The 25,316-nt window shown below is 32.1% G+C and carries 16 protein-coding genes; 7 read left to right on the top strand and 9 right to left on the bottom strand.

The window, feature by feature from the left end:
- Positions 1-112 precede the first annotated feature (112 nt).
- From KV700_RS10435 to KV700_RS10415, 5 genes are all read left to right on the top strand, one after another.
- Complete coding sequence (locus tag KV700_RS10435; RefSeq protein ID WP_166385985.1) at positions 113-1,531, top strand: MFS transporter; 1,419 nt, start codon at positions 113-115, stop codon at positions 1,529-1,531.
- Positions 1,532-1,710: 179 nt separating this feature from the next.
- Positions 1,711-5,232 (top strand): nitrate reductase, encoded by a 3,522-nt coding sequence (locus KV700_RS10430; protein ID WP_218597853.1) that lies wholly within the window; start codon positions 1,711-1,713, stop codon positions 5,230-5,232.
- Positions 5,229-6,662: a rubredoxin gene (locus tag KV700_RS10425; protein ID WP_218597852.1), complete on the top strand. Its 1,434-nt coding sequence runs from the start codon at positions 5,229-5,231 to the stop codon at positions 6,660-6,662. Before KV700_RS10430 ends, KV700_RS10425 begins: the two co-directional genes overlap by 4 nt.
- Before the next feature lie 145 nt (positions 6,663-6,807).
- Positions 6,808-8,085, top strand: a complete 1,278-nt coding sequence (locus KV700_RS10420; RefSeq protein ID WP_218597851.1) for an alginate export family protein — start codon at positions 6,808-6,810, stop codon at positions 8,083-8,085.
- 659 nt (positions 8,086-8,744) lie between these two features.
- Complete coding sequence (locus tag KV700_RS10415) at positions 8,745-9,401, top strand: HAD family hydrolase (RefSeq protein WP_218597850.1); 657 nt, start codon at positions 8,745-8,747, stop codon at positions 9,399-9,401.
- A gap of 218 nt (positions 9,402-9,619) precedes the next feature.
- On the opposite strand, the gene nagB is transcribed toward KV700_RS10415, so the two are convergent.
- From nagB to KV700_RS10395, 4 genes are read right to left on the bottom strand one after another with little or no spacing between them, the layout of a single operon-like run.
- Positions 9,620-11,548, bottom strand: coding sequence for a glucosamine-6-phosphate deaminase (gene nagB / locus KV700_RS10410; protein ID WP_166385975.1), 1,929 nt, complete (start codon positions 11,546-11,548; stop codon positions 9,620-9,622).
- A gap of 35 nt (positions 11,549-11,583) precedes the next feature.
- Positions 11,584-12,915, bottom strand: coding sequence for a sugar MFS transporter (locus KV700_RS10405; protein ID WP_166385973.1), 1,332 nt, complete (start codon positions 12,913-12,915; stop codon positions 11,584-11,586).
- Between the two features lie 41 nt (positions 12,916-12,956).
- Positions 12,957-14,021 carry a phosphotransferase enzyme family protein gene (locus KV700_RS10400; protein WP_218597849.1) on the bottom strand — a complete coding sequence of 355 codons (1,065 nt, stop codon included), beginning with the start codon at positions 14,019-14,021 and terminating at the stop codon, positions 12,957-12,959.
- A gap of 1 nt (position 14,022) precedes the next feature.
- Positions 14,023-14,937 (bottom strand): sugar phosphate nucleotidyltransferase, encoded by a 915-nt coding sequence (locus KV700_RS10395; protein ID WP_218597848.1) that lies wholly within the window; start codon positions 14,935-14,937, stop codon positions 14,023-14,025.
- Between the two features lie 156 nt (positions 14,938-15,093).
- Here KV700_RS10395 and KV700_RS10390 point away from each other — a divergent pair, with 156 nt between their 5' ends.
- Together KV700_RS10390 and KV700_RS10385 are read left to right on the top strand one after the other, a co-directional pair.
- A complete protein-coding gene (locus KV700_RS10390) occupies positions 15,094-16,137 on the top strand; it encodes a LacI family DNA-binding transcriptional regulator (protein WP_218597847.1) in 1,044 nt (347 codons plus the stop codon).
- Positions 16,134-16,775: a carbohydrate-binding family 9-like protein gene (locus KV700_RS10385; protein WP_218597846.1), complete on the top strand. Its 642-nt coding sequence runs from the start codon at positions 16,134-16,136 to the stop codon at positions 16,773-16,775. The genes KV700_RS10390 and KV700_RS10385 overlap by 4 nt, the downstream gene beginning before the upstream one ends.
- Before the next feature lie 7 nt (positions 16,776-16,782).
- Here KV700_RS10385 and KV700_RS10380 read toward each other — a convergent pair whose 3' ends face one another.
- The 5 genes from KV700_RS10380 to KV700_RS10360 form a co-directional block, all read right to left on the bottom strand.
- The gene (locus KV700_RS10380; protein ID WP_218597845.1) at positions 16,783-17,919 is read right to left on the bottom strand and encodes a putative porin; all 1,137 of its coding nucleotides are present in this window, start codon (positions 17,917-17,919) and stop codon (positions 16,783-16,785) included.
- Between the two features lie 26 nt (positions 17,920-17,945).
- The gene (kbl, locus tag KV700_RS10375) at positions 17,946-19,142 is read right to left on the bottom strand and encodes a glycine C-acetyltransferase (protein WP_218597844.1); all 1,197 of its coding nucleotides are present in this window, start codon (positions 19,140-19,142) and stop codon (positions 17,946-17,948) included.
- A 279-nt stretch (positions 19,143-19,421) separates the two neighbouring features.
- Positions 19,422-21,263 (bottom strand): DUF3472 domain-containing protein, encoded by a 1,842-nt coding sequence (locus KV700_RS10370; protein ID WP_218597843.1) that lies wholly within the window; start codon positions 21,261-21,263, stop codon positions 19,422-19,424.
- 8 nt (positions 21,264-21,271) lie between these two features.
- Entirely contained in the window at positions 21,272-24,595 is a 3,324-nt protein-coding gene (locus tag KV700_RS10365) for a VCBS repeat-containing protein (RefSeq protein ID WP_218597842.1), read from the bottom strand.
- 94 nt (positions 24,596-24,689) lie between these two features.
- Positions 24,690-25,262: a discoidin domain-containing protein gene (locus KV700_RS10360; RefSeq protein WP_218597841.1), complete on the bottom strand. Its 573-nt coding sequence runs from the start codon at positions 25,260-25,262 to the stop codon at positions 24,690-24,692.
- Between the last annotated feature and the right edge of the window lie 54 nt (positions 25,263-25,316).

Below are 25,316 nucleotides of genomic sequence, written 5' to 3'. Positions count from 1 at the left end.
CATAAATTCGATACTACGTAATTATTAATCTAGTAAATTTTAAATAATACGTATTTTTTAGATAGTTAATTAAGTATTTATACTTAGTTTTGTGTATCTAAAAATATGTATTATGATAAATCTAGCTCAAGAAAAGTCAACAAAATTAAGTCTATTCGATTTTAAGAATGTAGCAACTCGTACATTCTGGATTACCTCAATATCATTCTTTTTATGCTTTTTTGCATGGTTTGGTATTGTACCATTTATGCCAGATGTTGTAAAAGATTTAGGTTTAACACCAGATCAAAAATGGAACTCAATTATTTTAGCCGTTTCTGGTACTGTTTTTGCCCGTTTACTAATTGGTAAATTATGTGACAAGTACGGACCAAGAATATGTTATACTTGGTTGTTAATGTTAGGTGCAATTCCTGTAATTTTATGTGGATTGGTACAAACACCCACTCAATTTTTAGTTTGTAGACTATTTATTGGTTTTATTGGAGCATCCTTTGTAATAACACAAGTACACACTTCTTTAATGTTTGCGCCTAATATTGTAGGTACTGCAAATGCAACTTCTGCAGGTTGGGGAAATTTAGGTGGTGGAGCCAATAGATTAGGAATGCCTTTAATTGCAGCAGCAGTTGTTGCTTTTGGTGTTGCAGATGGTGAGGCTTGGAGATATTCTATGGTAATTGCTGGTATTGTTTGTTTTGCAATGGGAATTGTATATTACTTCTTTACAACAGATACGCCAAAAGGAAATTTTAGCGAGTTAAAAGAAGCTGGAGAAATGGTGGTTACTAAAAAAGACCAAGTTGGTTTTTTAGAAGTATTAAAAGATTATAGGGTTTGGATTCTTTTTGTAGTCTATGCAGCAAGTTTCGGAATTGAATTAACCGTTTATGGAACTATGGATGATTATCTTCAAAATACGTTTCAATTACAAAGAGTAACTGCTGGTAACATTGTTTTATCATTTGCATTGATGAATATTTTTGCAAGAACTTTAGGTGGTTTCTTTGGTGATAAATTCGGTAAATTAAAAGGATTAAGAGGTCGTGTTTTATTCTTATCTTTCATTTTAACATTACAAGGAGTAATGTTGATATTTTTCTCTGGAGCAACCAGTTTAGTTTTAGGAGTTGTATTATTAATTTTATTTAGTTTAAGTGTTCAAATGGCAGAAGGAGCAACGTTTTCTGTAGTGCCATTTATCAATAAGAAAGCAATTGGTTCTGTTTCTGGAATTGTTGGAGCAGGAGGTAATGTAGGTGCTTTTTTAGCAGCAATGTTGTTAAAATCTAAATCTGCATTGGCAGAAAAATCAGCAATTTTATCTAGTGAAGGTTTAAGTGCAGAGGTTGTTAAGGCAGCACAGTCTGCGGCATCTTCAAGCGCGGTGTCTAGCGGATATTTACTAATTGGTTTTGTCGTTGTAGTTACAGGTATTGTGGCATTAACTATTAAATTCTCAACAGAAGAGGAAGAAGAGCAAGCTCCAAGAGGTGTAGAAGAGTTAATACCTATAAAAATAAAAGCTTAAAAGAGAGTTCTTAAGCGTCCAATCTAATCAATAAAAAAATAACAAAATTCATTGTTAATCTTGTGTTTTTTTATTGATTTAAAAATTCGATACCACTTTTTTAGTGTATTCAGAATAATAAAATCAAACTTTGGTTGGTAAAATTTTAATGTCGTATTTAGTATAAAATATTGGTCTAAATGATTAAAAATGAAATTAAAACAACGTGTTCTTACTGTGGAGTAGGTTGTGGAATTATCGTAAAAAAAGACATTAACAACAAGATTTTTGTTGAAGGTGATAAAGACCATCCTGTTAATAAAGGAATGTTATGTTCTAAGGGGATGAATCTGCATTACGTTGCCAATGATACTTCAGACAGAATTTTGTACCCAGAAATGCGATGGTCTCGTTCGCATCCGCGTGAGCGTGTTTCTTGGGATACAGCTTTAGATAGAGCAGCGAATATTTTTAAATCCATCATAAAAAAACATGGTCCAGATTCAGTAGCTTTTTACGTTTCCGGACAAAGTTTAACCGAAGAATATTACATAGCAAATAAGCTAACAAAAGGGTTTTTAGGAACCAATAATATAGATACCAACTCACGTTTATGTATGAGTTCTGCGGTGGTTGGTTACAAGAAAACATTCGGAGAAGATAGTGTGCCAATTTCGTACGATGATATAGAATTAGCAGATTGTTTTTTAATAACAGGTGCAAATCCTGCTTGGTGTCATCCAATTTTATTTAGACGAATAGAAAAACACAAAGAAGAAAATCCGAAGGTAAAAGTTATAGTAATTGATCCACGTAAAACAGATTCAGCAAAATTTGCAGATTTACATTTGCAATTAACACCAGGAACCGATGTTGTTTTGCACAATGCCATTGGTAGGTGTTTGTATAAAAGTGGTTTAATTGACGAAGATTTTATCAAAAAACATACGCAAGGTTTTGATGGTTATAAAGAAGTGATTTTTGGAACATCTTTAAAGCAAGCTTCTAAAATTTGTGGAGTTCCAGCAAAAGATATTCAAAAAGCTGCAGAAATGATTGGTCTTGCAAAAGGATTTATCAGCATGTGGGCAATGGGTTTAAACCAAAGTGTAATTGGTACAGATAAAAACACCTCACTTATAAACTTATCTTTAATAACGGGGCAAGTTGGTAAACCAGGTGCTGGTCCATTTTCGTTAACAGGGCAGCCAAACGCAATGGGCGGACGAGAAGTTGGTGGAATGGCAAACTTATTAGCGGTTCATAAAGATTTAGGAAACGAAGAACATAGAAGAGAAGTTGCACAGTTTTGGGGCGTAGATAAAATATCTGCAAAACCAGGTTTAACGGCAACAGAATTGTTTGATGCTTTAGAAAGCGGAAAAGTAAAAGCTGTTTGGATTGCGAGTACAAATCCGTTGGTGAGTATGCCAAATTCTCATCAGATAGAAAAAGCCATGGCAAAATCTAAATTTGTGGTGGTGCAAGAAATTTCTCACAAAGCAGATACTTTAGCTTTTGCAGACTTGGTTTTACCAGCTGCAGCTTGGTTAGAGAAAGAAGGTACCATGACAAATTCTGAACGTAGAATTTCTTATTTACCAAAAGAAATAGAAGTACCAGGAGAAGCAAGACCAGATGTAGAAATTTTCTGTGATTTTGCACAAAGAATGGGCTTTAGAGGTTTCGATTTTAACGGAGCAGAAGAAATTTACGACGAATACGCGTCTATGACCAAAGGAACAAATATTGATGTTTCTTTCTTAAATTATGATCGTTTAAAAAACGAAGGTACTTTTCAGTGGCCCGTAAATGAATATAGAAGTAAAGGAACACCGCGTCTTTTTGAGGATAGAAAGTTTTATACACCCTCTCAGAAAGCAATTTTTAATACACCATCTACCATAGAAAATACATCCGTAAAAACAAATGAGGAATTTCCGTTGATTTTAACCACAGGTCGTATTAGAGATCAATGGCATACGATGACGAAGACGGGCAAGGTAGCAAGGTTAAAAACACATTACCCAAAACCAGTTTTAGAAATTAATCCGGTAGACGCTTTTTTAAACAAAATTAAAGAGGGTGATATTACCGAAATAAAAAGTGCAAATGGAGTTGTAAGAGTGCGTGCAAAAATTACAGACGATATTAAAGAAGGTGTTGTTTTCTTGCCAATGCATTGGGGTAAAGTGTTAAAAAGTAATTTAAATAGAGCAAATAATTTAACAAACACACATGTAGATCCGGTTTCTAAAGAACCCGATTTTAAGTTTACATCTGTTTCTGTTTCAAAATATAAAAAACCGAAGGACAAAATTATTATTGCTGGTGCAGGGGCCGCAGCTTTTCGATTTTTACAAAATTATAGAGATTATAATGAGGTTGATGAAATTCATGTTTTTTCTATGGAAAAGAACCTGTTTTACAACCGTGTTTTATTACCAGAATATATTACAGAAGAACTTTCTTGGGAGCAATTACTGAAAATAAAAAATGCTGAATTAAAGAATTTAAATATTAAAATTCACCCAGAAACAATTATAGAAAAGATTGATAAAGATGCTAAAATAGTTACAGATTCTAACGGAGAAAAGCATTCTTTTGACAAGCTAATTTTAGCAACTGGTAGTAGACCTTTCATCCCGAAAGATGTACAGATAGATTTACCAGGTCGTTTTACCATGCGAAATAAAAGTGATGCAGACAGCTTTAAAAATTACCTAGACAGTACAGGTTTACCGCCAGAAGAACAACATGTTGTAATTGTTGGTGGAGGTTTGTTAGGTTTAGAGTTGGCTGCCGCGATGAAGCATAAGAATGTAAAGATTACAATTATTCAACGTGCATCTCGATTAATGGAACGTCAGTTAGATAAAATTTCTAGTAAATTATTATCTCTAAATGTACAAGAAAGAGGTATTCAAATTTATTTTGATAATGAGGTAAGTACTGTTTTTGATGATGAAGATACAGGCGAATTAACCATCAACCTAAAATCTGGAAAATATATTACGGCAAACGCAATTGTGTATGCGATTGGTACCAGACCAAATATAGAAATTGCTAAAAATAACGGTGTTCTTTGCGGACGAGGTGTAAAAGTAAATCAGCATTTACAATCTTCTCATCCAGATATTTTTGCCATTGGAGAGATTGCAGAGTTTGAAAACAAGTTATTCGGAATTACTTCTGCAGCAGAAGAGCAAGCAGGTATTTTAGCCAACTTTATTGCTGGAGATATCAGTGAAGCTTACAAAGGTTCTGTGTTGATGAATATTTTAAAATTCAGCGATTTAAACTTGTGTAGCATTGGTGAAATTAAAGTGCCAGAAAACGATCCGAGTTACGAGGAAATTATTTTCACAGATATTTCTAAAGGATATTATAAGAAGTGTATTGTAAAAGACGATTTATTAATTGGAGCTGTTTTAGTAGGTGATAAAAATGAGTTTGCAGAGTTTAAGACTTTGATAGAAAGTAAGATAGAAATGTCTGACAAGCGAGATACATTGTTAAGAGGCGCATCTAATGATACCCCAATGTTGGGAGAATTAGTTTGTTCTTGTAGCCAAGTAGGATCGGGTAATATAGAAGAAGCAATTGCTGGTGGTTGTACAGATTTTACAGCATTATGTAATAAAACGGGTGCCGGTTTAGGGTGTGGAAGTTGTAAAACGGAAGTAAGAGATATTTTGAATAATGCAAAAGTAACGGTATGAGCAAGCAATTAAATAGATTAATAGTTAGAGGTGGCGTTTTATCTCCAGGAGAACTAAAATATATCTGCGAATCCGTAGAAAGTTTAGGTCAGAAAACAATTTCTTTTGGGTCTCGACAAGATATTTTATTACCAAAAAAAATAAATCAAGAAGAGCTGGCTCAATTTGATAAATTAGAATTAGTAGAAGCCGATGAAACTGGTGTAGAAAACATTGTATCGTCTTATGTTTGTGCAGATATTTTTCCGAGTACTTCTTGGTTAACAGGAGATCGATACTTGTATTTATTAGAACAGTTTCGATCAAAATCGAAATTGAAAATCAATTTAACGGATCCAAAACAACGTTTAGTTCCTTTGTTTACAGGGAATATTAATTTTATTGCTTCAGAGCATGAAGATTATTGGTATTTGTATGTGAGGCTTCCAGATTGGAAAAAAACACAAATGTATCCTGCTTTAATTTATAGTTGGGATTTAGATAAGATTGAAACTGCCATAGAAAATATCTTACAAGAAGAACCAGAAACCATAGAAATGATTTTTGATTTGGTAAGTGATGCCATTGACACCAATAATAGAACAGTTGATAAACCTTTAGAAGTGCCTTTTTATCCTTTTCCTTATTTTGAAGGAATGAACAAAATTGGTATGGATAAATATTGGTTGGGCTTGTATTGGAGAAACAATAAATACGATATTTCTTTCTTAAAGGAAATGTGCGAATTGTGCTCTGAAAATAAAATTGGTAAAATTTCTATTACACCTTGGAAATCTTTTGTAGTGAAAGGGATTCCGAAAGAATCTAAACTGGTTTGGGAGAAGTTTTTAGGGAAGCGAGGAATCAATGTTCGCCATTCTATGTTAGAGTTAAATTGGCACATTCCGGTAGCAAATAAAGATGCCTTAAATTTAAAGAAATACTTGGTTTCTAACTTCGATCAGAATGATATTAGTACCTATGGTTTAACCTTCGGAATTACAGATTATAGCAAAGCCGCTTATTATTTTACATCCATCGTAGTTGAAAAAAATAAGCAACCAGAAATGATTGGTAATTTTCAGACAAGAGATACGTATAACCTGTTATATGCTAAAAATTTCGATCCAAATACTAGGCAATATATTATGCACGTACAAGACGTGGATAAAGTAGAGTTACCTGGTTTGTTGATGGAATTAAGTCAGTTGTATTTTGATCAATTAGGTAGTGAAAAAGAAGTAGAGAAAGAGGCTGAAGCTAAAAAGGAAACAACCGAATTAGAAGTATATCAATGTAAAGATTGTTTAACAATTTATGATGAAGCTTTTGGAGATATTACACAAGATATTGCACCTAAAACTTATTTTAAAGACCTACCAGAAAGTTATGAATGTTCTCTTTGTGAAGCATCAAAAACCAGTTTTCAGAAAATAGTACTCGTTAAATAATATCAATTTATACAACAGACAAAAGTTTAAAATAAAGATATTTTTCAACAGGATAATATGAGTTTTATCATAAAAAAGATGTTTTTGTCTTTTTATATTGCATGCTCAAATAAAAATTAAATTAGAACTTAAAATAGAATTAAAAATGAAAAAACAATACATAGTTTTAGCGTTATTGTTAGTGAGTTTCCAATTTGTAAACGCACAACTTACTTTAGACGGAGAGTTTAGACCACGTACAGAATACAGAAACGGATTTGGAAGTTTAATTCCGGATGCAGCAGATGCAGGGTTTGGAATTTCTACAAGAGTACGGTTAAATACTAGCTATATGACCGATAATTATTGGGTATATGTTAGTTTACAAGATGTAATGGTTTGGGGAGAAAACAGACAGATTTTACCTAATGATCAAAACAACTCATTTGCTATTTTTCAGGCTTGGGCAGAAATTAAATTAGGAGAGAATACATCTGCAAGAGTTGGTCGTCAAGTGTTATCTTATGATGATCAAAGAATTTTAGGAGGCTTAGATTGGGCACAACAAGGTAGAAACCATGATGCCGCTTTAATTAAGTATAAAAAAGATAATTTTATGTTAGACTTTGCACTGGCATTTAACCAAGATTATTCAAATCCAACCGGTTTTCAATCCGCAGGAACTGCGTATAATACAACCGGTTATTTCTCATATAAAACCATGCAAATGTTATATATGAAGCAAAAATGGAATAAATTATCTGGTAGTTTATTGTTATTAAATAATGGCTTTCAAGAATTTGATGCTACTACAAATGAAGCAGATGGAGTTAGTAATTTACAAACTTTAGGAACGCATTTAGAGTATAAAGATGGAAGTTTTGGGTTGTCTGCAAATGCATTTTTACAAACAGGTAAGCGTCAAGGTGGCGTTGATGTAAAAGGTGCTTATTTAGTAGGTTTAGATGCAACATATAAAGTAGCGCCAAAAGTAGGTTTAGGTCTAGGTATTGAGGCAATTAGTGGTAATGATGGAGCTGCAGGAGAAACCGGAGCATTCTTTCCTTTATATGGAACAAACCATAAATTTAATGGTTTTATGGATTATTTTTATGTGGGTAACCACGCAAACTCAATTGGTTTGGTAGATTATCATGTAAGTGCAAACTTTACTATAGATGATTCTTCTAGTTTAATGGTAAAAGCCCTTAATTTTAGAGGAGAGCAAGCCTTAGCAAGTGGAGAAAAATCTTTAGGAACAGAAGTAGATTTAGTGTACAAAAAGAAATTTAAAGGATATTCTTTAGTACTTGGGTATTCGCAAATGTTTGCCAATGATGGTATGTATGAATTAAAAGGTGTAACGGAAGCAGCTGCAGCTAATAATCAGAATTGGGCTTGGGCAATGTTAGTAATTAAGCCTAAGTTTTTAAATGGAAAATAAAAAATAGCAAAGTAAATTATTAGTATTATAGTTCCTTTTTAGTGTTAAGAATTATGATTTCTAATATTTTAAATCCCTCTTTTAGAGGGATTTTTCTTTTGTGTAAAGTCAATAGTAGTCTACTAAAAATGGTTTTAACACACAGTTTGTCTTTTCGACCGTAGGGAGAAATCACATAAAGATTGTAAATTGTTGTAGCATCACTGTTATGAGGCTTTTCGTAGACTCGAAGTGACGTTGGGTGTTTATACTCACAGTTTGTCATTCCGAAATGAGCTTTTTTCAAGCGATTGAGGAATCACATAAAGTTTGTAAATATTGCTGTGGTATCACTGTTATGAGACTTCTCCTAAACTCGAAGTGACAAACTGTGGTGGTTTTGTTGTGTGCATATTTGAGTTGGGTGGAATGCATTTAGCATAAAAAAAGCCACTAATTCACGAATTTTTTATGTTTTGAGGTTAAAACAAAAGAATAAGACTATTTTTTTTATGGACAATTCTGCTTGTTTAGTATGTCTTTTTTTTTGTCATTTAGATTAGCGGTCTTACGTCTTTTTAATATATACTAATGATGATATATTATTTGAAAAATATAGAAAAGTCTAGTGCGTTTTCGTCCTAGAATCATGATATTATTAGTAATTTTATCAAAAAAAAATGAAGTATAAAGCTGTTATATTCGATTTAGATGGAACGCTCGTAAACTCAATTAAAGATATTGCAGATGCGATGAATATTGTGCTTAAAAAACGCGAATATCCTACCTATAATTATGAAACATATAAAACTTTTGTGGGCAGTGGTGTTAAAAGTTTAGTGATTAAAGCGTTACCAGATGCAAAACCTAAAACGGAAGAAGTAGAAGAATGTCTTATAGATATGATGCAGGTGTACAGTGAGGTTTGCACAAATAAAACAAAACCTTATGAAGGTATATTAGAGTTATTAGAAGCGTTAAAAACAAAAAATATTAAAGTAAGTGTACTTTCTAATAAAGAAGATACGTTAACTAAAAAAATATCGGCCTTTTTGTTGCCAGATTATTTAAGTCCTGTTTTAGGATTGAAGGTTGAGGTTGATAAAAAACCAAACCCGAAAGTAGCTTTAGAAATCTGCGAGGAGATACAAGTAAAACCAGAGGAAACCATTTTTGTTGGTGATACAGACGTAGATATTTTGGTAGCTAAAAATGCAAATATGCTTCCTGTTGGCGTGTCTTGGGGTTTTAGGGATAAAAAAGGATTGATAGAAGGTGGAGCGACACATATTTTAGAACATCCTTTAGATTTGTTGAAAATTATAGAACTAGATTAGTAACAAAAAAAACGTTTCTTTTTTTAAAGGACTCGTCACAATAAGATCATTTATATTGATTTTTATAATAAAATTCATTTAAATAGATAGAATTTCATCAAAAGTTTTAACTGATTAAGTTAGTATCATTTTTAGCTATTTAATTAAAAAACCTCAACTTTTACAGTTGAGGTTTTTTTTTGTTTCTTTTATACTTTGATATTAAAGTAATCTACTTTTTAATAATGCCATCTTACAAATGCTTCCATAGCTGCGTAATGAGACAAGCCTAATTGGTCATATAATTCTGCGGTTTCTCTATTTCGGTCTTCTGCACGTTGCCAAAATTCTCTACTGTCTGCACCTTGAAAAACAACACCATCTTTCTGAGATTGATGCTTAAAAATTCCTTTTCTTTTCTCTAGAACTTGGTCTGGTCCCATTGGTACGGCCATTTCTATTTCATCAATGCCCCATTCTTGCCATGCACCTCTGTACAACCAAACCCAACAGTCTTTCATAAACTTTTTAGGTTTTAGGGCTCTAACAGCTGCAAAAATTGCATCTAGACACACTTTATGAGTTCCGTGTGGATCTGCTAAATCTCCAGCTGCATAAATTTGATGCGGCTTAATTTTTTCGATTAATTCTTTGGTTATCTCTACATCTCCAACTCCAATTGGGTTCTTTTTTATCGCTCCGGTTTCATAGAAAGGCAATTCCATAAAGTGGATTTGAGTATCTGGTAACCCTATAAAATGACTGGCTGCTCTTGCTTCTCCTTTTCTAATTAATCCTTTAATGTATCTAACCTCTGCAGTATCTATTTCGCTCGCTTTTTTGTTCTTTAAAAAGTCTGCTGCTTTCTTGTAGATTGCATTTGCTTCAGAATTATCAATTCCAAATTTATCATTATAATCACACACAAAACTTGCAAAACGCAATGCTTCATCATCTGCAACTGCAATATTACCAGAGGTTTGGTATCCAATATGTACTTCATGGCCTTGCTCATGTAATCGTTTAAAAGTACCGCCCATACTAATAACGTCATCATCTGGATGCGGACTAAAAATTAAGACACGTTTTTTAGCGGGTTCAGCTCTTTCTGGTCGTTTACTATCGTCTGCATTTGGTTTTCCACCTGGCCAACCGGTAATAGTATTTTGTAATTTGTTAAATATTTTTATGTTGATGTCATACGCAGGCCCCGAATCTGCCAACAAATCGCTCATTCCATTTTCTATGTAATCGGCATCTGTTAACATTAAAATTGGTTTCTTCAAATAAAGTGCTAAACTTAAAACTGCTTTTCTAGTAAGCGTGTCTGTCCAAACTATTTTTTCTACCAACCAAGGCGTATTGATTCTTGTTAATTTAGAAGCTGCTGCTTGGTCTAAAATAAAAGTTGCATTTCTATGTTCTTGCAAATAAGAAGCAGGTACTAAACTTGTAACCTCATCTTCTACAGAGGCTTTTATAATATTAGATTTGCTTTCTCCCCAAGCCATTAAAATGACTCTTTTAGCTTCCATTATTTTTTTAACACCTAAAGTAATTGCTGTTCTTGGTGTGTTTTCTAAACCAGAAAAATCTCCACTAGCTGCAACTCTTGTAATATGGTCTAAAGCAACCAATCTTGTTTTAGAATTTTGAAGAGATCCAGATTCGTTAAACCCAATATGACCATTTCCTCCAATTCCTAAAATTTGCAAATCGATACCACCTAAAGCTTCAATTTTTGCTTCATATTGATCACAATAATCTCTAATAGCTGCTTTTGATAACGTTCCGTCTGGTACATGACAGTTTTCTGGTAAAATATCTATGTGATTAAACAGTTGTTCTTGCATAAAACGCACATAACTGTTTATAGAATCTGGTTCCATTGGGTAGTATTCATCTAAATTAAAAGACACTACGTTTTTAAAACTTAAACCTTCTTCTTTATGTAATCTTACCAATTCTGCATATAGTCCTTTTGGTGAAGAACCTGTTGCTAAACCTAAAATACAAGGTTGTTTTTGAGACTGCTTTACCTTAATAAGGCTCGCAATTTCTTGTGCAATTGATTTTGCTGCTGATGTAGAATCTTCATATACGATAGTTCCAATATTTTCGAATCTTTTTTCGAAACCTGTTGCTTTGTCTATAGTGCTTTTTAACATAATTTGTTATTTGTTTCTTTGAAAAGTTACTTTATTTATTTGCTCCAGTTTTTAATTTTATGTCCCCATATTGCAAAAAATAGTACAATGGCATAACAAGGAATTAGAATCCAATAACTACTGGTAGAAGCTGTTGCTATTGCTTCTGCTTCTTCTAATCCGCTTGTCATTAATTGATGTTTTCCTGCATCTACTAATTTTCCGTATAATGGTAAAATAACAGCTCCTCCTGCAATTGCCATAATTAATAAAGCAGATGCAGTTTTAGTGAATTTACCTAGCCCATTTAATGTTAGAGGCCATATTGCAGGCCAAACTAAGGCGTTTGCAATACCTAAGGATGCAACAAATAGAACAGAGGTAAAACCTGTAGTTGATAGTATACAAAAACTAAAAATAATACCAAGAATGGCACTTATTTTTAGGGCTGTATCTTGTTTTAGGTATTTTGGAATAAGGAATACTCCTAGTGCATACGTTACTACCATTGCAGATAACGTAAACAATGTAAAGAATTTAGCATCTGCAGCTGGTATTCCTAGAGATAAACCATAAGCTATAATAGAATCTCCGGCTATTACTTCTGCACCAACATATACAAACAATGTAAGTACTCCTAACCAAAGATGTGGGAATTGAAAGATACTTGTTTTTGTAGTTTCCTCATTTTTAACGTCATCTTCAACTTCTTCCTCTGTTGCTTCAACTTCTGGTAAGGGAGCTTTTCTTATTAAAATAGCAAAAATGAATAGTACAACTGCCATTACTATATAAGGTGTAATCACACTATCTGCCATGGTTGCTAATAATTGTTCTTTTTCTAAAGCAGAAACGGTTCCTATTTTTTCTTTAACTTCATCAATTCCAGATAATAAAAGAGCTCCAAAAACTAAAGAACCTAAAGCACCTGCACTTTTGTTTGCAATACCCATTAGCGCCATACGTTTTGCTCCACTTTCAATAGGTCCTATAATTGTAATGTATGGATTAGCAGCTGTTTGACATAAAGTCATTCCGGTTCCTTGAATAAATATTGCTGTTAAAAACAACCAATATGTTTGAGATTCAGCTGCTGGAATAAATACTAATGCACCAATAGCCATGATTGATAAACCCAAAGACATCCCTTTTTTATACCCTACTTTTCCTATGATATAAGATGATGGTAGTGCCATTACAACAAATGATATATAGGATGCAGAAGCTACCATGTAGGATTGCGCCTCCGTTAACTCATTTAAAGTTTTCATAAACGGAATTAAGGCACCGTTAATCCAAGTTACAAAACCGAAAATAGAAAATAACCCTGCTATTATTGCAATTGGAATTGTATAATTTGTTTTTGATAAAGTTTGTTGATTAGACATATATAAGAGATTTTAATAGGTGATTTAGTTGGTATAATTATTTATAGACTTATTTTTTTAGAAAAACTTTTTATCAATTTAAATTGATTTTTTGCTCTGTCTAAATTATGCTCTTGGTAACTGGTTTTGTAATAAACATCATTATTTAAGTAGTCTGTTAAAAAACGCAGTGCCATTATAAAAATCATTGTTTTTGCTGCTAATGGCAAATGTTTTAACTCTATCTCTGTTAATGAATCTTTGGTTTTTTCTAAAAATCCTTTTTCGTATGCTTTGTAATAGTCTAAATTGAATTCTACTTTAGATAAATCTATTTCATCTTCTGCGGCTGTGTTACAAATTGTTCTAATAGCATCGCCAAAATCATAATGAATAATACCGGGCATTACGGTGTCTGTATCTATCATACAAACTCCTTTATTGTCTTCTGTAAATAACGAATTAGATATTTTTGTATCGTTATGTGTAACTCTTATAGGAATTTCACCTGCATCTTTTAAATTTTGAAGAATGTGCATTTCTTCCTTTAAATCTGCCACTATTTGTATGTAATCTGCAGCTTTGGTTAAGCGATTTTTAGAGGCACTTTGTATAGAAGAAGCATACTGCTTAAAACGAAAAGCCATGTTATGAAAATTAGGAATCACCTCTATTAATTGGCTGCTGTCAAAATCTGAAGTTAAGTTTAAAAAGTCTCCTAAAAGTTTTCCGCCTTCGTAGGCTATTTCTTCATCTTTTACAATTTCATGGGTCACACTATCATCAATAAAAATCATCACATTCCAGAAATTTACACCTTCTTTGTGATAATAAGAATTACTATTCTTTTCTTTTATAAAACTTAAAACTGTCTTATTTAATGCTTCGTTTGATGCGTTTGAATATTTGCTTCTAATATGATTGCTTGTTAATACTTTGTTGTTTACCAACCCCGGAACATCTTTAAAAACAATCTGATTGATTCTTTGGAGTATGTAATTCGTATCACCATCTGTTTTTATTAAAAAAGTATCATTTATATGCCCAGAATTTAATTCTGAATGACTTTTATAATTAAATTGATGATCGAATTCGTTAAAAATAGAGATAATCGTTTCTGCTTTCATATTAGTTCCATAATTTAGTTGGATACACTCCGTTTTCTTTTAGTTTATTAATCTCTAATTGTGCTTTTTCTTTATCATCACTATAGGTAACTCCAAACCATTTAGAGTCTGATTCTATTACTTTTACAGATGCTTTTTTAGACGCCAACATGGTATTTACAATGGTTGGTAAATAAAACTCTGCTTTTAAGTTTTCTTTATTTTTTTCTAAAAAGTCTAAAAATAAGGTGTCTCCAAACTCAAAACATTTAGGAGTAAAACCCCAAAAATTCATAGAAACAGTGGTGTTTTCATCAATAGGAACCATTTCTCCGTTATCATCTTCACTTTTTAGGATTCCGTCTATTTTTTCAATTCTTACTCTTTCTGTAACATCTGTTAAAAAACCGTCTTTATCAACAGTGCATTCTCCTCTAGAAACATAACCGTTTTCTGAAATTGTATTTTTTAAAGAATAAGCTACCATGCTAAAATTATAACTATTTTTATCTGTATTTCTTAGCTTTTCTGCAATGGCAACAAAAGCTTGTCTGCTATAAAAATCGTCTGCGTTTATAATGGCAAAATTTTCTTTTACCACATCTTTTGTCATTAATAAAGCATGCCCTGTTCCCCAAGGTTTTACTCTTTCTGGATTTCTGTACTTTTTAGGTACGTTTTCTAATTCTTGAAAGACATATTCTATAGTTATCTTACCTGCTAATTTTGAATTATAAATAGTTTTAAATTCTTTCTCAAAAGTTTTACGAATAATAAATACTACTTTACCAAAACCAGCGTGAACGGCATCATAAAGAGAAAAATCTATAATAGTATCTCCTTCTTTAGTAAAACTGTCCATTTGTTTTAAGCCTCCGTAACGACTTCCCATTCCTGCTGCTAAAATAACTAGTGTAGGTTTCTTGTTTTCATTCATAATTAGTTGATATTTAGTCAGTATTAATGTTTTTGTTAAGTTTCAATGGTTTCTGATTGAAACAAAAATATATATATTATTTTGTGTTACCAAGAGAATAGTAATAAAATGTGCTCGAACACATTTATTAAGACGAAAAGATATATATTTGCTTTGATGAAGAAATATACTATTAAAAACATAGCAGAATTAGCAGGAGTATCTAAAGGAACGGTAGATAGAGTTATTCATAAAAGAGGTAAAGTATCTGCAATAGCTTTAGAAAAGGTTACTGCTATTTTAAATGAAATAGATTACAAGCCTAATTTACTAGCTAGAAGTTTAAAGAACACCAAAGATTACCATATTTGTGTTGTTTTGCCAGATTATAATAAAGATGCTTTTTGGCTTCCATGTTACCAGGGTATTGTAGAGGCAGTAAATGAATTTGCGTCTTTTGGTATTTTTATAGAGTCCTTCTTTTTTCATCCTAATGATGTGTATTCTTTTGTAGAGGTTAATAATAAAGTATTAGAATTATCTCCGGATGCTGTTTTATTAGCTCCTTTATTCTATAAGGAAACGGTAGCTATTATTAATAAATATGCACTTAAAAATATTATTGTTAGTAAGTTTAATAATCAATTAGAAATAGAAAATACAAAGAATTTTGTTGGTCAAGATTTATTTAAAAGTGGTAGAATAGCGGCAGAATTGTTGCAAATGATTGTTAAAAAAAATGCTTCGATTGCTATTATTCATGTCGATGAAGATTTTAATAATTCCATTCACATGCAAGAAAAGGAAAAAGGCTTTAGAGCGTATTTTGATGAAATAAAAAATGCTAATTATAAAATTGTAACGCATAACTCTAAACAATCTGACCTTGCAAATAATCTAGAGGCTATATTTTCTGAGTCTTTTACTTCGGATGCCATATTTGTAACCACTTCTAAAATTTTTGAGGTTGCAGAATTCATCCAAAGTAAAAATTTAAATCACGTAAAATTGATTGGTTACGATTTATTGGAAGAAAATATTCAGTATTTAAAAGACAATATCATTCATTTTTTAATTCATCAGAACCCTAAAAAACAGGTGTATTTAGGTATAAATTATTTAGTTGATTTCTTTCTTTTTAATAAAGAAATACCAACAAAAAGCTTGTTGCCAATAGATATTATTACAGCAGAAAACTTAGAAACTTATTTAGAAAATTGAAAACATACTCCGTAAAATATAGTGAAGAAAATGATATTGTAATTTCTGGAGACGGAAATAACAATATATGGAATAAGGCCGATTCTTTAATTGACTTTACATCACCTTGGAATGGAAATGTGATAAAAAAAACAACATTTAAGGCTGTCTATAATTCAGAAAAAATATTTTTTCAATTTATAGTGAACGATTCTTTAAGACATCTTCATTTATCTGAAAATAAGAATGACAGTATTAATGTTTCCGATAGGGTAGAGTTGTTTTTTAGAAGTGATGCTTTTATAAATCCGTATTACTGTTTAGAGATTGATACTGCAGGAAGAATTATGGATTTTAAAGCAAAGCCGAACAAAAATTTCGATTTTAATTGGAGTTGGCCAAGTGAGGATATCTTTGTAAAATCGTCTATCAATAAAACGAATTTTATTGTAGAAATTGCCATCTCACTTCAATCTTTAGAAGCATTAAATTTGTTAAAAAATGGAATTATAGAAACAGGTATTTACAGAGCAAAGTACCACAAACAAAAAGAAGGTACATTTTTACCAACTTGGATTACTTGGGTAAACCCAAATACAGAAACTCCTAATTTTCATACTCCAACTTCTTTTGGAATTTTAAAATTAGAGAGGTTCTAAATTTCTTTTAAAATTTAATATTAAAATCTAACCGAACTCGGTTTCCATTTTCTTTTTCTATACCCAAAGGAACAATTTGATTTACAAAAAAAGCTCTCAATTTTAAGTTCATACTTTGGTTGATGGCATAACCACCCATAACCTCTAATCCTTTAAAATTTGTAAGTCTTCCGTCATTAGAACCTTGTGAAGAATAATCCCATCTTGCCCAATCGTTTTGTGCAAAAAAATCTACCGCTGCAAATTTTTCTAAAAAAGAGTAGGTGAAGTTCAGTTTCCAATCTCCAGATTTTTTAAGGTTTCCAAAACTTAGACTCGTGATCATTCCTTGTTTTTGATTCGAAATTTCTTTTGAAATAGTAGGGTTGTTATCATAATTTTTTACGTTTTGATAAAAATCGAAACCAGCTGTAATTTGTTTTTCTGGCACAATTATAAATTTTGCACCTATATGTAAAATGGCGTAATCCATTACAAAAGTTTCATTACCATCAGGAATATTTGGAATATTATTAAAATAGTAAAACGAAGGAAAAAGCTTTAACCTTTTTTGTAAATGGGTTGTAACCACCTGAATTCCTTGAAACGAAGCATCTTTGTCTAAAGAAGATCCATTAGAAGCCACAATAAAATGGCCTGTATTTACTTGCAAAGCGTTTATAAAATTACCTTCTAAATTAAAGGAACCACTTAAAGATATTCCTTCTGGAAACACATTATCACTCCAAAATAATTCATTTTGTTTTTCGAAAGGAAAGGCATTTTTTCCAAGCCAAGAAGAAAACCATTTATGGTTAAATTTTACATATATTTTTTCAAAAGAAATAGGTAAAGTTCCAAATTCTTTAAAACTATCACCTAGTGTTAATTGAGGGTCTTGCTGCTTTTTTGGATCTCCAGTACGCAATCTAGCCCCAAAAGAAAGCCAATCTTTGTATTGATACTCTACACCAAAACGTGCCCTATATCTTAACCTTGTTCTATCGTTTCTATAAGTTCCGTCGCTTTTACGAGAACTCCAATCTTGTTCTACTCTAAACCTAAAATCACCCTGAAAAGAAAGTTTAGATTTTGTGCTATCTATTTGTCCAAATAGTAACGTTGGAAATATTAAAAGTAGCAGTAAGTTACCGATTTGTTTCAAAATGATAAATTTAATTTGAGTGTGTTTTATTTAATTACATTTAATCTTTTACCTACTTTAATAAATGCAGCTACCGCTTTATCTATATGTTCTTTTGTATGCGCTGCAGATAATTGTACTCTAATTCTTGCTTTGTCTTTTGGTACTACCGGAAAGAAAAAACCAATTACATAAATACCTTCTTCTAATAATTGATTTGCCATAATTTGAGACAATTTTGCATCATACAGCATAACGGGTACAATTGCAGCATCTGCCCCCACTAAATCGAAACCTGCTGCTTCCATTTTAGATCTAAAACGATTGGTGTTTTCCTCTAATTTATCTCGTAAAGAAGTATCATTTTCTATCATTTCAAAAACTTTTAAAGAGGCACCAACAATTGCAGGAGCCAAAGAATTTGAAAATAAATAAGGTCTAGAACGCTGACGTAACATTTCTATAATTTCTTTTTTACCAGTAGTAAAACCACCCATTGCACCACCCAAAGCTTTTCCTAAAGTTCCGGTAACAATATCTACTCTGCCAAGTACATTTTTTAGTTCAATAGTACCACGACCAGTTTTACCTATAAAACCAGATGCATGGCATTCATCTACCATTACCAAAGCATCATATTTATCTGCCAAATCGCAAATTTTATCTAACTCGGCAACAACACCATCCATAGAAAATACACCGTCTGTAACAATTATTTTAAAACGATGGTTTTGTTTGTTGGCTTCAATTAACTGTTCTTCTAAAGAAACCATATCGTTATTGTTATAACGGTAACGAGCTGCTTTACACAAACGAACTCCGTCTATAATAGAAGCGTGGTTTAGGGAGTCGGAAATGATTGCATCTTCTTTAGATAATAAAGGTTCAAAAACTCCTCCATTAGCATCAAAAGCGGCAGCGTACAAAATGGTGTCTTCACAATGAAAAAATTGGGCAATTTTAGCTTCTAATTCTTTATGAATATCTTGGGTTCCGCAAATAAAACGAACTGAAGACATACCAAAACCATGAGAATCTAACGTGTCTTTGGCTGCCTGAATTACTTCTTTGTTATTAGACAAGCCTAAGTAGTTATTGGCACAAAAATTAATTACTTCTTCTCCTGTAGAAACTTTTATAACGGCATCTTGAGAGGTTGTAATAATGCGTTCTTCTTTAAATAAACCATTGTCTTTAATGGCTTGTAATTCTTTTTGTAAATTCTCTTTTATGCTTCCGTACATCGTGTATCTTTTATTTTACAGTATTTAAACTGTATTTTTCTTTCATTATTTTAGAAGTGCTATCTAAATTCTATTCTGGTTTTCTTTTTTAATCTTGTCTTGCAGCAGCATCATTTATACTTTCTGGCAACGAACTTACAATTTCTAATTACATTTTACTTGCATCTTTTTTGTAAGTACAGTAACTATTTGTTTTACTGCTTCTAAAATTAAAAAAAGGAATAAAACCTTAAATGTACTTAAGATTTTATTCCAAACATAATTCAAAAAAAAAAAAAACTAATATGTATATCCTTTAATTTCTGCTAATGCACCAAATCGGTCATTATCATGAGCAGAATTCATGGAGATTTTAATGTATCTTGTAGTTTGTAAATTTTCAAAATCTATATTCTGATTGTCAGTAGAATTTGCTAAATTAAAATCTCCTAATGCAATCCAATTAGTATTATCTACACTCACACTTACAGAAATAGTGCTCACTGTTCTAGAAAGATTATCTCTTTGATTAAATTGTAAACCGGCAATTTCTGTACTTGTTCCCATATCAATTGTAATATGATGCGGATAAGCAGCAGTACCGCAATCTCCGTTCCAACAAGAATGCCAATAAGTTGCTAAATCTCCATCTAATACATCTGAAGCTAAGCCATTATTTGTCCCATCTTCTCCTACAGCTTCTTCTGTACTAAAATCTTTAATAGACCAATTACTTCTGTCAATTAAAGATACCGTTACTGTTGTAGGTGGTGTTGGTATTGGTAAAGTAGAAAAATTGATGTTTGGCGCTGTTCCGCTTACGGTTCTCGTAAAAGTTGTACCCGGAGTAACAGTATCATTAAAGAAACCACAATTCTTTAAAAAGAATTTATTTCCGTTAGCTCCACCAGAAAAGTCTACTCTATCTCCTGCGGCTGCAGTAGCATCTGCAGTAAATTTGGCGGTAGTAACTTCTGTCCAAATTTTATCAGTAGAATACGCCCATTGATTTCCGTATTCTCCTTGTCTTGTTTTGTAACCAGTACTTGGGTTAAAGTTTTCTAAGAAAGAATGAGGTCTTTTTATATAGGTACTTGTTTTTGGTCTTCTTAAAGAAGCTATTAACTCCCATTTAGCTGTATCAGGATTAAAGAAGTATCCTGTATAATCTGTAGAACCAGACACTTCTGTAGAAGGTTCTGCTTTTAATAATAATTTATAGGTAACTCCTGCTTTCCAATTTACATTTTTAAAACTCTGTATTCCAGAACCTTCATTTCCAAAATCTTGAACCGTTACGCCAGCACCATGTCCTAAACTAGTTACTTTATAATCATCCGGAATTTGGTTTGGATCGTCTGTACTAAAAGCACTCCAAATAGAAAATAATACACGTCTTTCGGTATCAGAATTTACTTGTAAACCAAAATACCCTTCTGCATGCCCATTTACCATAAAGAAAGAACCTAACTTATCTTGTCCTACAGGAACTGTAACTTCATTATAAAAATATTGAATTTCTTTGTTCTCTGGCAGATTGTAGTTTAAATGAACAGAAGGACCTCTTCTACCAAAATGCTGATTGGTTGTTGGGTTAAAGTTAAGTGTAGAACTTATTGCAGAACCACCTAAAAGTAAGCTGTTAATATCGCCAATATAAGTACCAGATTTAGAGATTCCTTTAATTTCTATATAATTATATCCTGCTGGCACTGTAAAAGAGCCAACATCTATTGTTGTATATTCTGTAGAGGTAAGTGTAATTTCTTTTGTTATAGTACCTACTGTAACTTTTATTTTTGATGTTCCATCTTCAGATTTTGCACTGAAACCAACATCTAAAGTTCCGGCTCCTGTATTTACGTACGTACGAATTACATCATCTGTTGATGACCAGTTATGAATTCCGTCTGCAGAAATAATTGCTAGATCTTGCGCTAAATTATCAATAACCCAACTATTAGAACCAATTGGTATTGTTTTAGTAAAGGATAAACTGGTTACAGCATCTTTAGGGTCTACAGGTTCTGGCGTGGCACTTTCTGCAGCAGAGCATGAGCAATATAAAAATACAGATAATGTAACAACTGTAAATAATAGTAAGGTTTTATTAATTCTAAATTGATTATTTAATATATTCATTGCTAAATTTATTTGGTTGTATTATACTTTTGGTGGTTGCTATTATTGTTGATTACAATTACAGATGTACCGGCATTTGTTTTTATTTTTTTTAGTGCTCTAACATCTTTATCAGCAAAAAAACCAGTTTTTGTATTTACAAAAAATTCAAACTCACCTTGTTTTTTTCCTTTTAAGAAAACACCAATTCCACTATCTGCACGCGTAGTTTCTATTTCTGATAAATGGTTATTTCCTGCCATTAAAAGATCTTTAATTTCATCGCCATCAAAATCATCAAAAAGAATGCTGTTTATAGGAGCTCTTTGTGCTTCTAAAGGAAATGGCTTAAAATTAAAATTACCAGCACCTTCATTTATAAATATTCCAGATTGAAATTCGTTTACTTCGTAGTGTAACGATTCAGAAAAATTAGCACCTAATATGCCTCCAATGTCTTTGCTTGCAAACTCGTTGTAGGTTTTTATTCTATCTTTTAAATAAGGCATTTGTTGTGCAGTACAGCCTTTTCCTCTAACGGGTACTTGTTTGTTATTGTAGTATTTAGCCAACATAATGTCTTCTGTACCATTGTTGTCAAAATCATGTGTGTATACATGAAAAGATTTTTCTTTAGAAGCATGGAATTTATAATTCAGTCCTAAATTACCAGCAACAATATCTTTATCTCCATCACCATCAATATCTTCAATTACAATGGTATTCCACCAGCCTTTGGCTGATGATAAACTAGCATAAGAATTATTTTCAGATAGTTTTCCGTCTTCATTTACAAAGACTTCAATCCCCATCCATTCTCCGGTAACAATTAAATCGATATCATTGTCATTATCAATATCTGCCCATTGCGCATCTGTAACCATACCAATAGTTACTAATTCTGGAGAAATAGTAGCCGTTTTATTTTTAAATACACCTTTTTCATTTATCAAAAGATAAGAAGTAGGAGCGTAGGGATATTTATCAGGAACAACTCTACTTCCTACAAATAGATCGATGTCTCCATCATTATCATAATCGGCAGCTCTTACAACAGCACCTGCTGTTTTTATAGATGGAATTTTAGTAGTATTTCTTCTGAATTTAAAATTTCCATTATTGATGTACAATCTATCTTCTAAAAGGTCCGATCCTTCTGTAAATTCATAACTTCCGCTAACCACATATACATCTAAATCTCCATCATTATCAGCATCAAAAAAGCAAGCAGAAACATCTTCATATTTGCTATCCTTTTTAAAATCAGCAATTGCAATTGATGTATAACCTCCACTTTTTTGAGCAATTAATAATTGTGCTTCTTGTAGGTGGGCACCTCCTATAAAAAGATCGTCTAAACCATCATTATTTAAGTCTGCTTTTGCTATTGTTGGTCCGGTTTGAGATAACTTATGAGGTAACAATACTTGTTTATCAAAATCATTATACGGAATCTCTTTGTGAGAAAAATTAAAAGCTTCTTCTGTAAATATTTTTGTAATTACTGGTTTTTCTACTTTTGAAATTTCAGAGCTTTCAGCATAATTGATGGTTAAAGTCTGATTGACTTTTACGTTCTCTAAAACCTGTTTTTTACCATTATACCATGTAACTTCTAACTTTGGAATTGTGGTGTTTTCTCCAATACCAAAATTTAAAATGTTAGACATAGAAGAAAGATATCCTCTAGCATTTATTAATTGTCTTGTAATTATTTCGTCGTTATTTAGAAATAATTGAACCTTTGTACCTACACCAAATTTGTTTTTATCAGAACCTTTAAACTTAATGTTTAAGTAGTTTTTATTACTGGTTTCTCTGGTGTTATTTCTTAGAATAGTAGCGTCTTCATCTAAATTATTGGTAACAATATCTAAATCGCCATCGTTGTCTAAATCTACATAAACTGCTCCGTTAGAAAAAGTTGGTGCTTCACTTGCCCAATCTTCTGTAGTGTTGCTAAACTGTCCTTTTTGGTTGTTTTTAAAAAAGTAGTTGGTTAATTTTTGTTGTGGTAATTTCTGAGTGAATTTGTAGAAATCTTCTTCACTTAGTTTTGCTTTATTTTCTTTAATATATGCATCAATTTCTTTGTTGGTGTCTCTATCTACCACATCTCTGTACACACCATTTGTAACGTAAATATCATTATAACCATCTAAATCGAAATCTGCAAACAGCGTAGACCAACTCCAGTCTGTACTTGCTATACCAGAGATGTTAGCGACTTCGCTATAGGTATTATTTCCGTTATTTATTTGCAATACATTGTGCATGTATTGGTGGTGATAATCTGCATCTACCATTTCTTGAAAACGGTCTATAGACATCATAGACATGGTGGTTTTAGAACGTACATAGTCTTCGGGACTCATATCTAACACCATTAAATCTGTGAGTCCGTCATTATTAATATCTGCAATATCGCTACCCATACTATAGTAAGAAATGTGCTTAAATAAGTCATTTCTAGCTTCAGTAAAAGTACCATTGCCATTATTTAGATAGGCAAAATCTGGCGTAATAAAATCGTTAGAAACATAAATGTCATCCCAACCATCATTGTTTAAATCGCCAACTTGTGCATTTAATCCAAAGCCAATGTCTAGTTTAATTCCGGCTTCTTTAGAAACATCAGTAAAATGACCATTTCCATCATTTTGATACAATCTATCGCTACCTCTTAAGCTTTTCGTTTGTTCGCTTCCTTCAATTTTATCTAAGTCTATAATTTTTCCTGTTAAACCAAAATCTGAAGGAGCATTTGCAATATACACGTCTAAATCTCCATCTTTATCATAATCGAAAAAAGTAGAATTTATAGATTTATTAGTATCTGCTAAACCATATTTTTGAGCTTGCTCTGTAAAAGTAAGATCGCCATTATTTATGTATAACATATTGGCTAATTTTTCATCTCCTTGGTACCAACCTGCTCGGTTGATATAAATATCTAAGAAACCATCATTATTAACATCGGCTACAGAAACACCTACATCAAAACCTGGTCTTTTTACAATACCAGCTTTTAAGGTGATGTCTTCAAATTTAAAATTGCCTTTGTTGATAAATAATTGATTGTGATATACGTTGGATGTGAAAAATAAATCTTCTAAGCCATCATTATTAAAATCGGCAGCAGCAACGCCACCACCAATATAAATGTATTGATATTTATAGTAATGCAGTCTTTCTGATTCTAATATTTTATTTTGAAAAGTTACTCCAGAAATATCCGAAGGTACTTTTGTAAACATTTTTTCTGAACCTAAACTATCTACAGATTTAGAACATGAAAAAACACTAAATACTATAACAAGTGCGCTTAAATATTTTAGGGCTATGGTTCTCAAAATTGTTTACGTTTATTAAATTAGTTAAAAAAGGTATTTAAAAGCCAAGACAAAAGATGTAGCCTTGGCTTTAAAAAAAAGGGGGAACTATATTTTAAAAGTAAGGTGCAAACTCAGCTAAAGCAGCGTTGTTAGAACCGTCATAAACTGTTATTACATTCAGTCTAATGTAACGAGCAGCAACTACTTCTTCTAATTCTTTTTGTTGTCCTACTTTTACTTTTTCTAAAGAAAATTCGCCTAAAGAAGTCCAGGTAGTATTGTCATCACTAATTTCTATAGAACAAGTTTCAATGTTTCTAGAAAGAGATTGTCTTTGTGTAAAAATAATACCACTAATCTCTTTTACAGATAACATATCTATAACAAAAGAATGAGGAGGTACTGCGGTACAACCATTCCAGCAAGTATGCCAAAAGGTATCTGGGTTACCATCAAACGTATTAAAAACTCTTCCGTTTCCTTCTCCTTCTCCGTCTTGATCTTCTTGACTAGTGTAATTTGTAACTACCCAACCTGTTGTATCTAAAGGTACAGGAGGTAGTTTAAGACTCGTGTCTATAAGTACTGCATCTGGTGTGCAAGAATATGTAATTGCTAATATGGCAATTGAAAATAATGCAACCACAGAGAGTGTTATCTTTCTTTGTATGATTTTTGTTTTCATAAATTTCATTTATTTTAAGTGTTCCAAATCTTCATTATCGTTTTCAAAATACCT

The organism is Polaribacter sp. NJDZ03, assembly GCF_019263805.1.
Taxonomy (GTDB): Bacteria; Bacteroidota; Bacteroidia; order Flavobacteriales; family Flavobacteriaceae; genus Polaribacter.
The sequence above is the reverse complement of the archived record's forward strand: the minus strand, read 5'-3'. Positions and strand labels throughout refer to the sequence as shown.

What these genes read in the sequence shown, in the direction of transcription:
- KV700_RS10395 (WP_218597848.1), bottom strand. Translation starts at nt 14,937, where the DNA reads ATGAATGAAAACAAGAAACCTACACTAGTTATTTTAGCAGCAGGAATG.
- KV700_RS10360 (WP_218597841.1), bottom strand. Translation starts at nt 25,262, where the DNA reads ATGAAAACAAAAATCATACAAAGAAAGATAACACTCTCTGTGGTTGCA.
- nagB (WP_166385975.1), bottom strand. Translation starts at nt 11,548, where the DNA reads ATGTTAAAAAGCACTATAGACAAAGCAACAGGTTTCGAAAAAAGATTC.
- KV700_RS10390 (WP_218597847.1), top strand. Translation starts at nt 15,094, where the DNA reads ATGAAGAAATATACTATTAAAAACATAGCAGAATTAGCAGGAGTATCT.
- KV700_RS10415 (WP_218597850.1), top strand. Translation starts at nt 8,745, where the DNA reads ATGAAGTATAAAGCTGTTATATTCGATTTAGATGGAACGCTCGTAAAC.
- KV700_RS10430 (WP_218597853.1), top strand. Translation starts at nt 1,711, where the DNA reads ATGATTAAAAATGAAATTAAAACAACGTGTTCTTACTGTGGAGTAGGT.
- KV700_RS10435 (WP_166385985.1), top strand. Translation starts at nt 113, where the DNA reads ATGATAAATCTAGCTCAAGAAAAGTCAACAAAATTAAGTCTATTCGAT.
- kbl (WP_218597844.1), bottom strand. Translation starts at nt 19,142, where the DNA reads ATGTACGGAAGCATAAAAGAGAATTTACAAAAAGAATTACAAGCCATT.
- KV700_RS10405 (WP_166385973.1), bottom strand. Translation starts at nt 12,915, where the DNA reads ATGTCTAATCAACAAACTTTATCAAAAACAAATTATACAATTCCAATT.
- KV700_RS10425 (WP_218597852.1), top strand. Translation starts at nt 5,229, where the DNA reads ATGAGCAAGCAATTAAATAGATTAATAGTTAGAGGTGGCGTTTTATCT.
- KV700_RS10420 (WP_218597851.1), top strand. Translation starts at nt 6,808, where the DNA reads ATGAAAAAACAATACATAGTTTTAGCGTTATTGTTAGTGAGTTTCCAA.
- KV700_RS10400 (WP_218597849.1), bottom strand. Translation starts at nt 14,021, where the DNA reads ATGAAAGCAGAAACGATTATCTCTATTTTTAACGAATTCGATCATCAA.
- KV700_RS10370 (WP_218597843.1), bottom strand. Translation starts at nt 21,263, where the DNA reads ATGAATATATTAAATAATCAATTTAGAATTAATAAAACCTTACTATTA.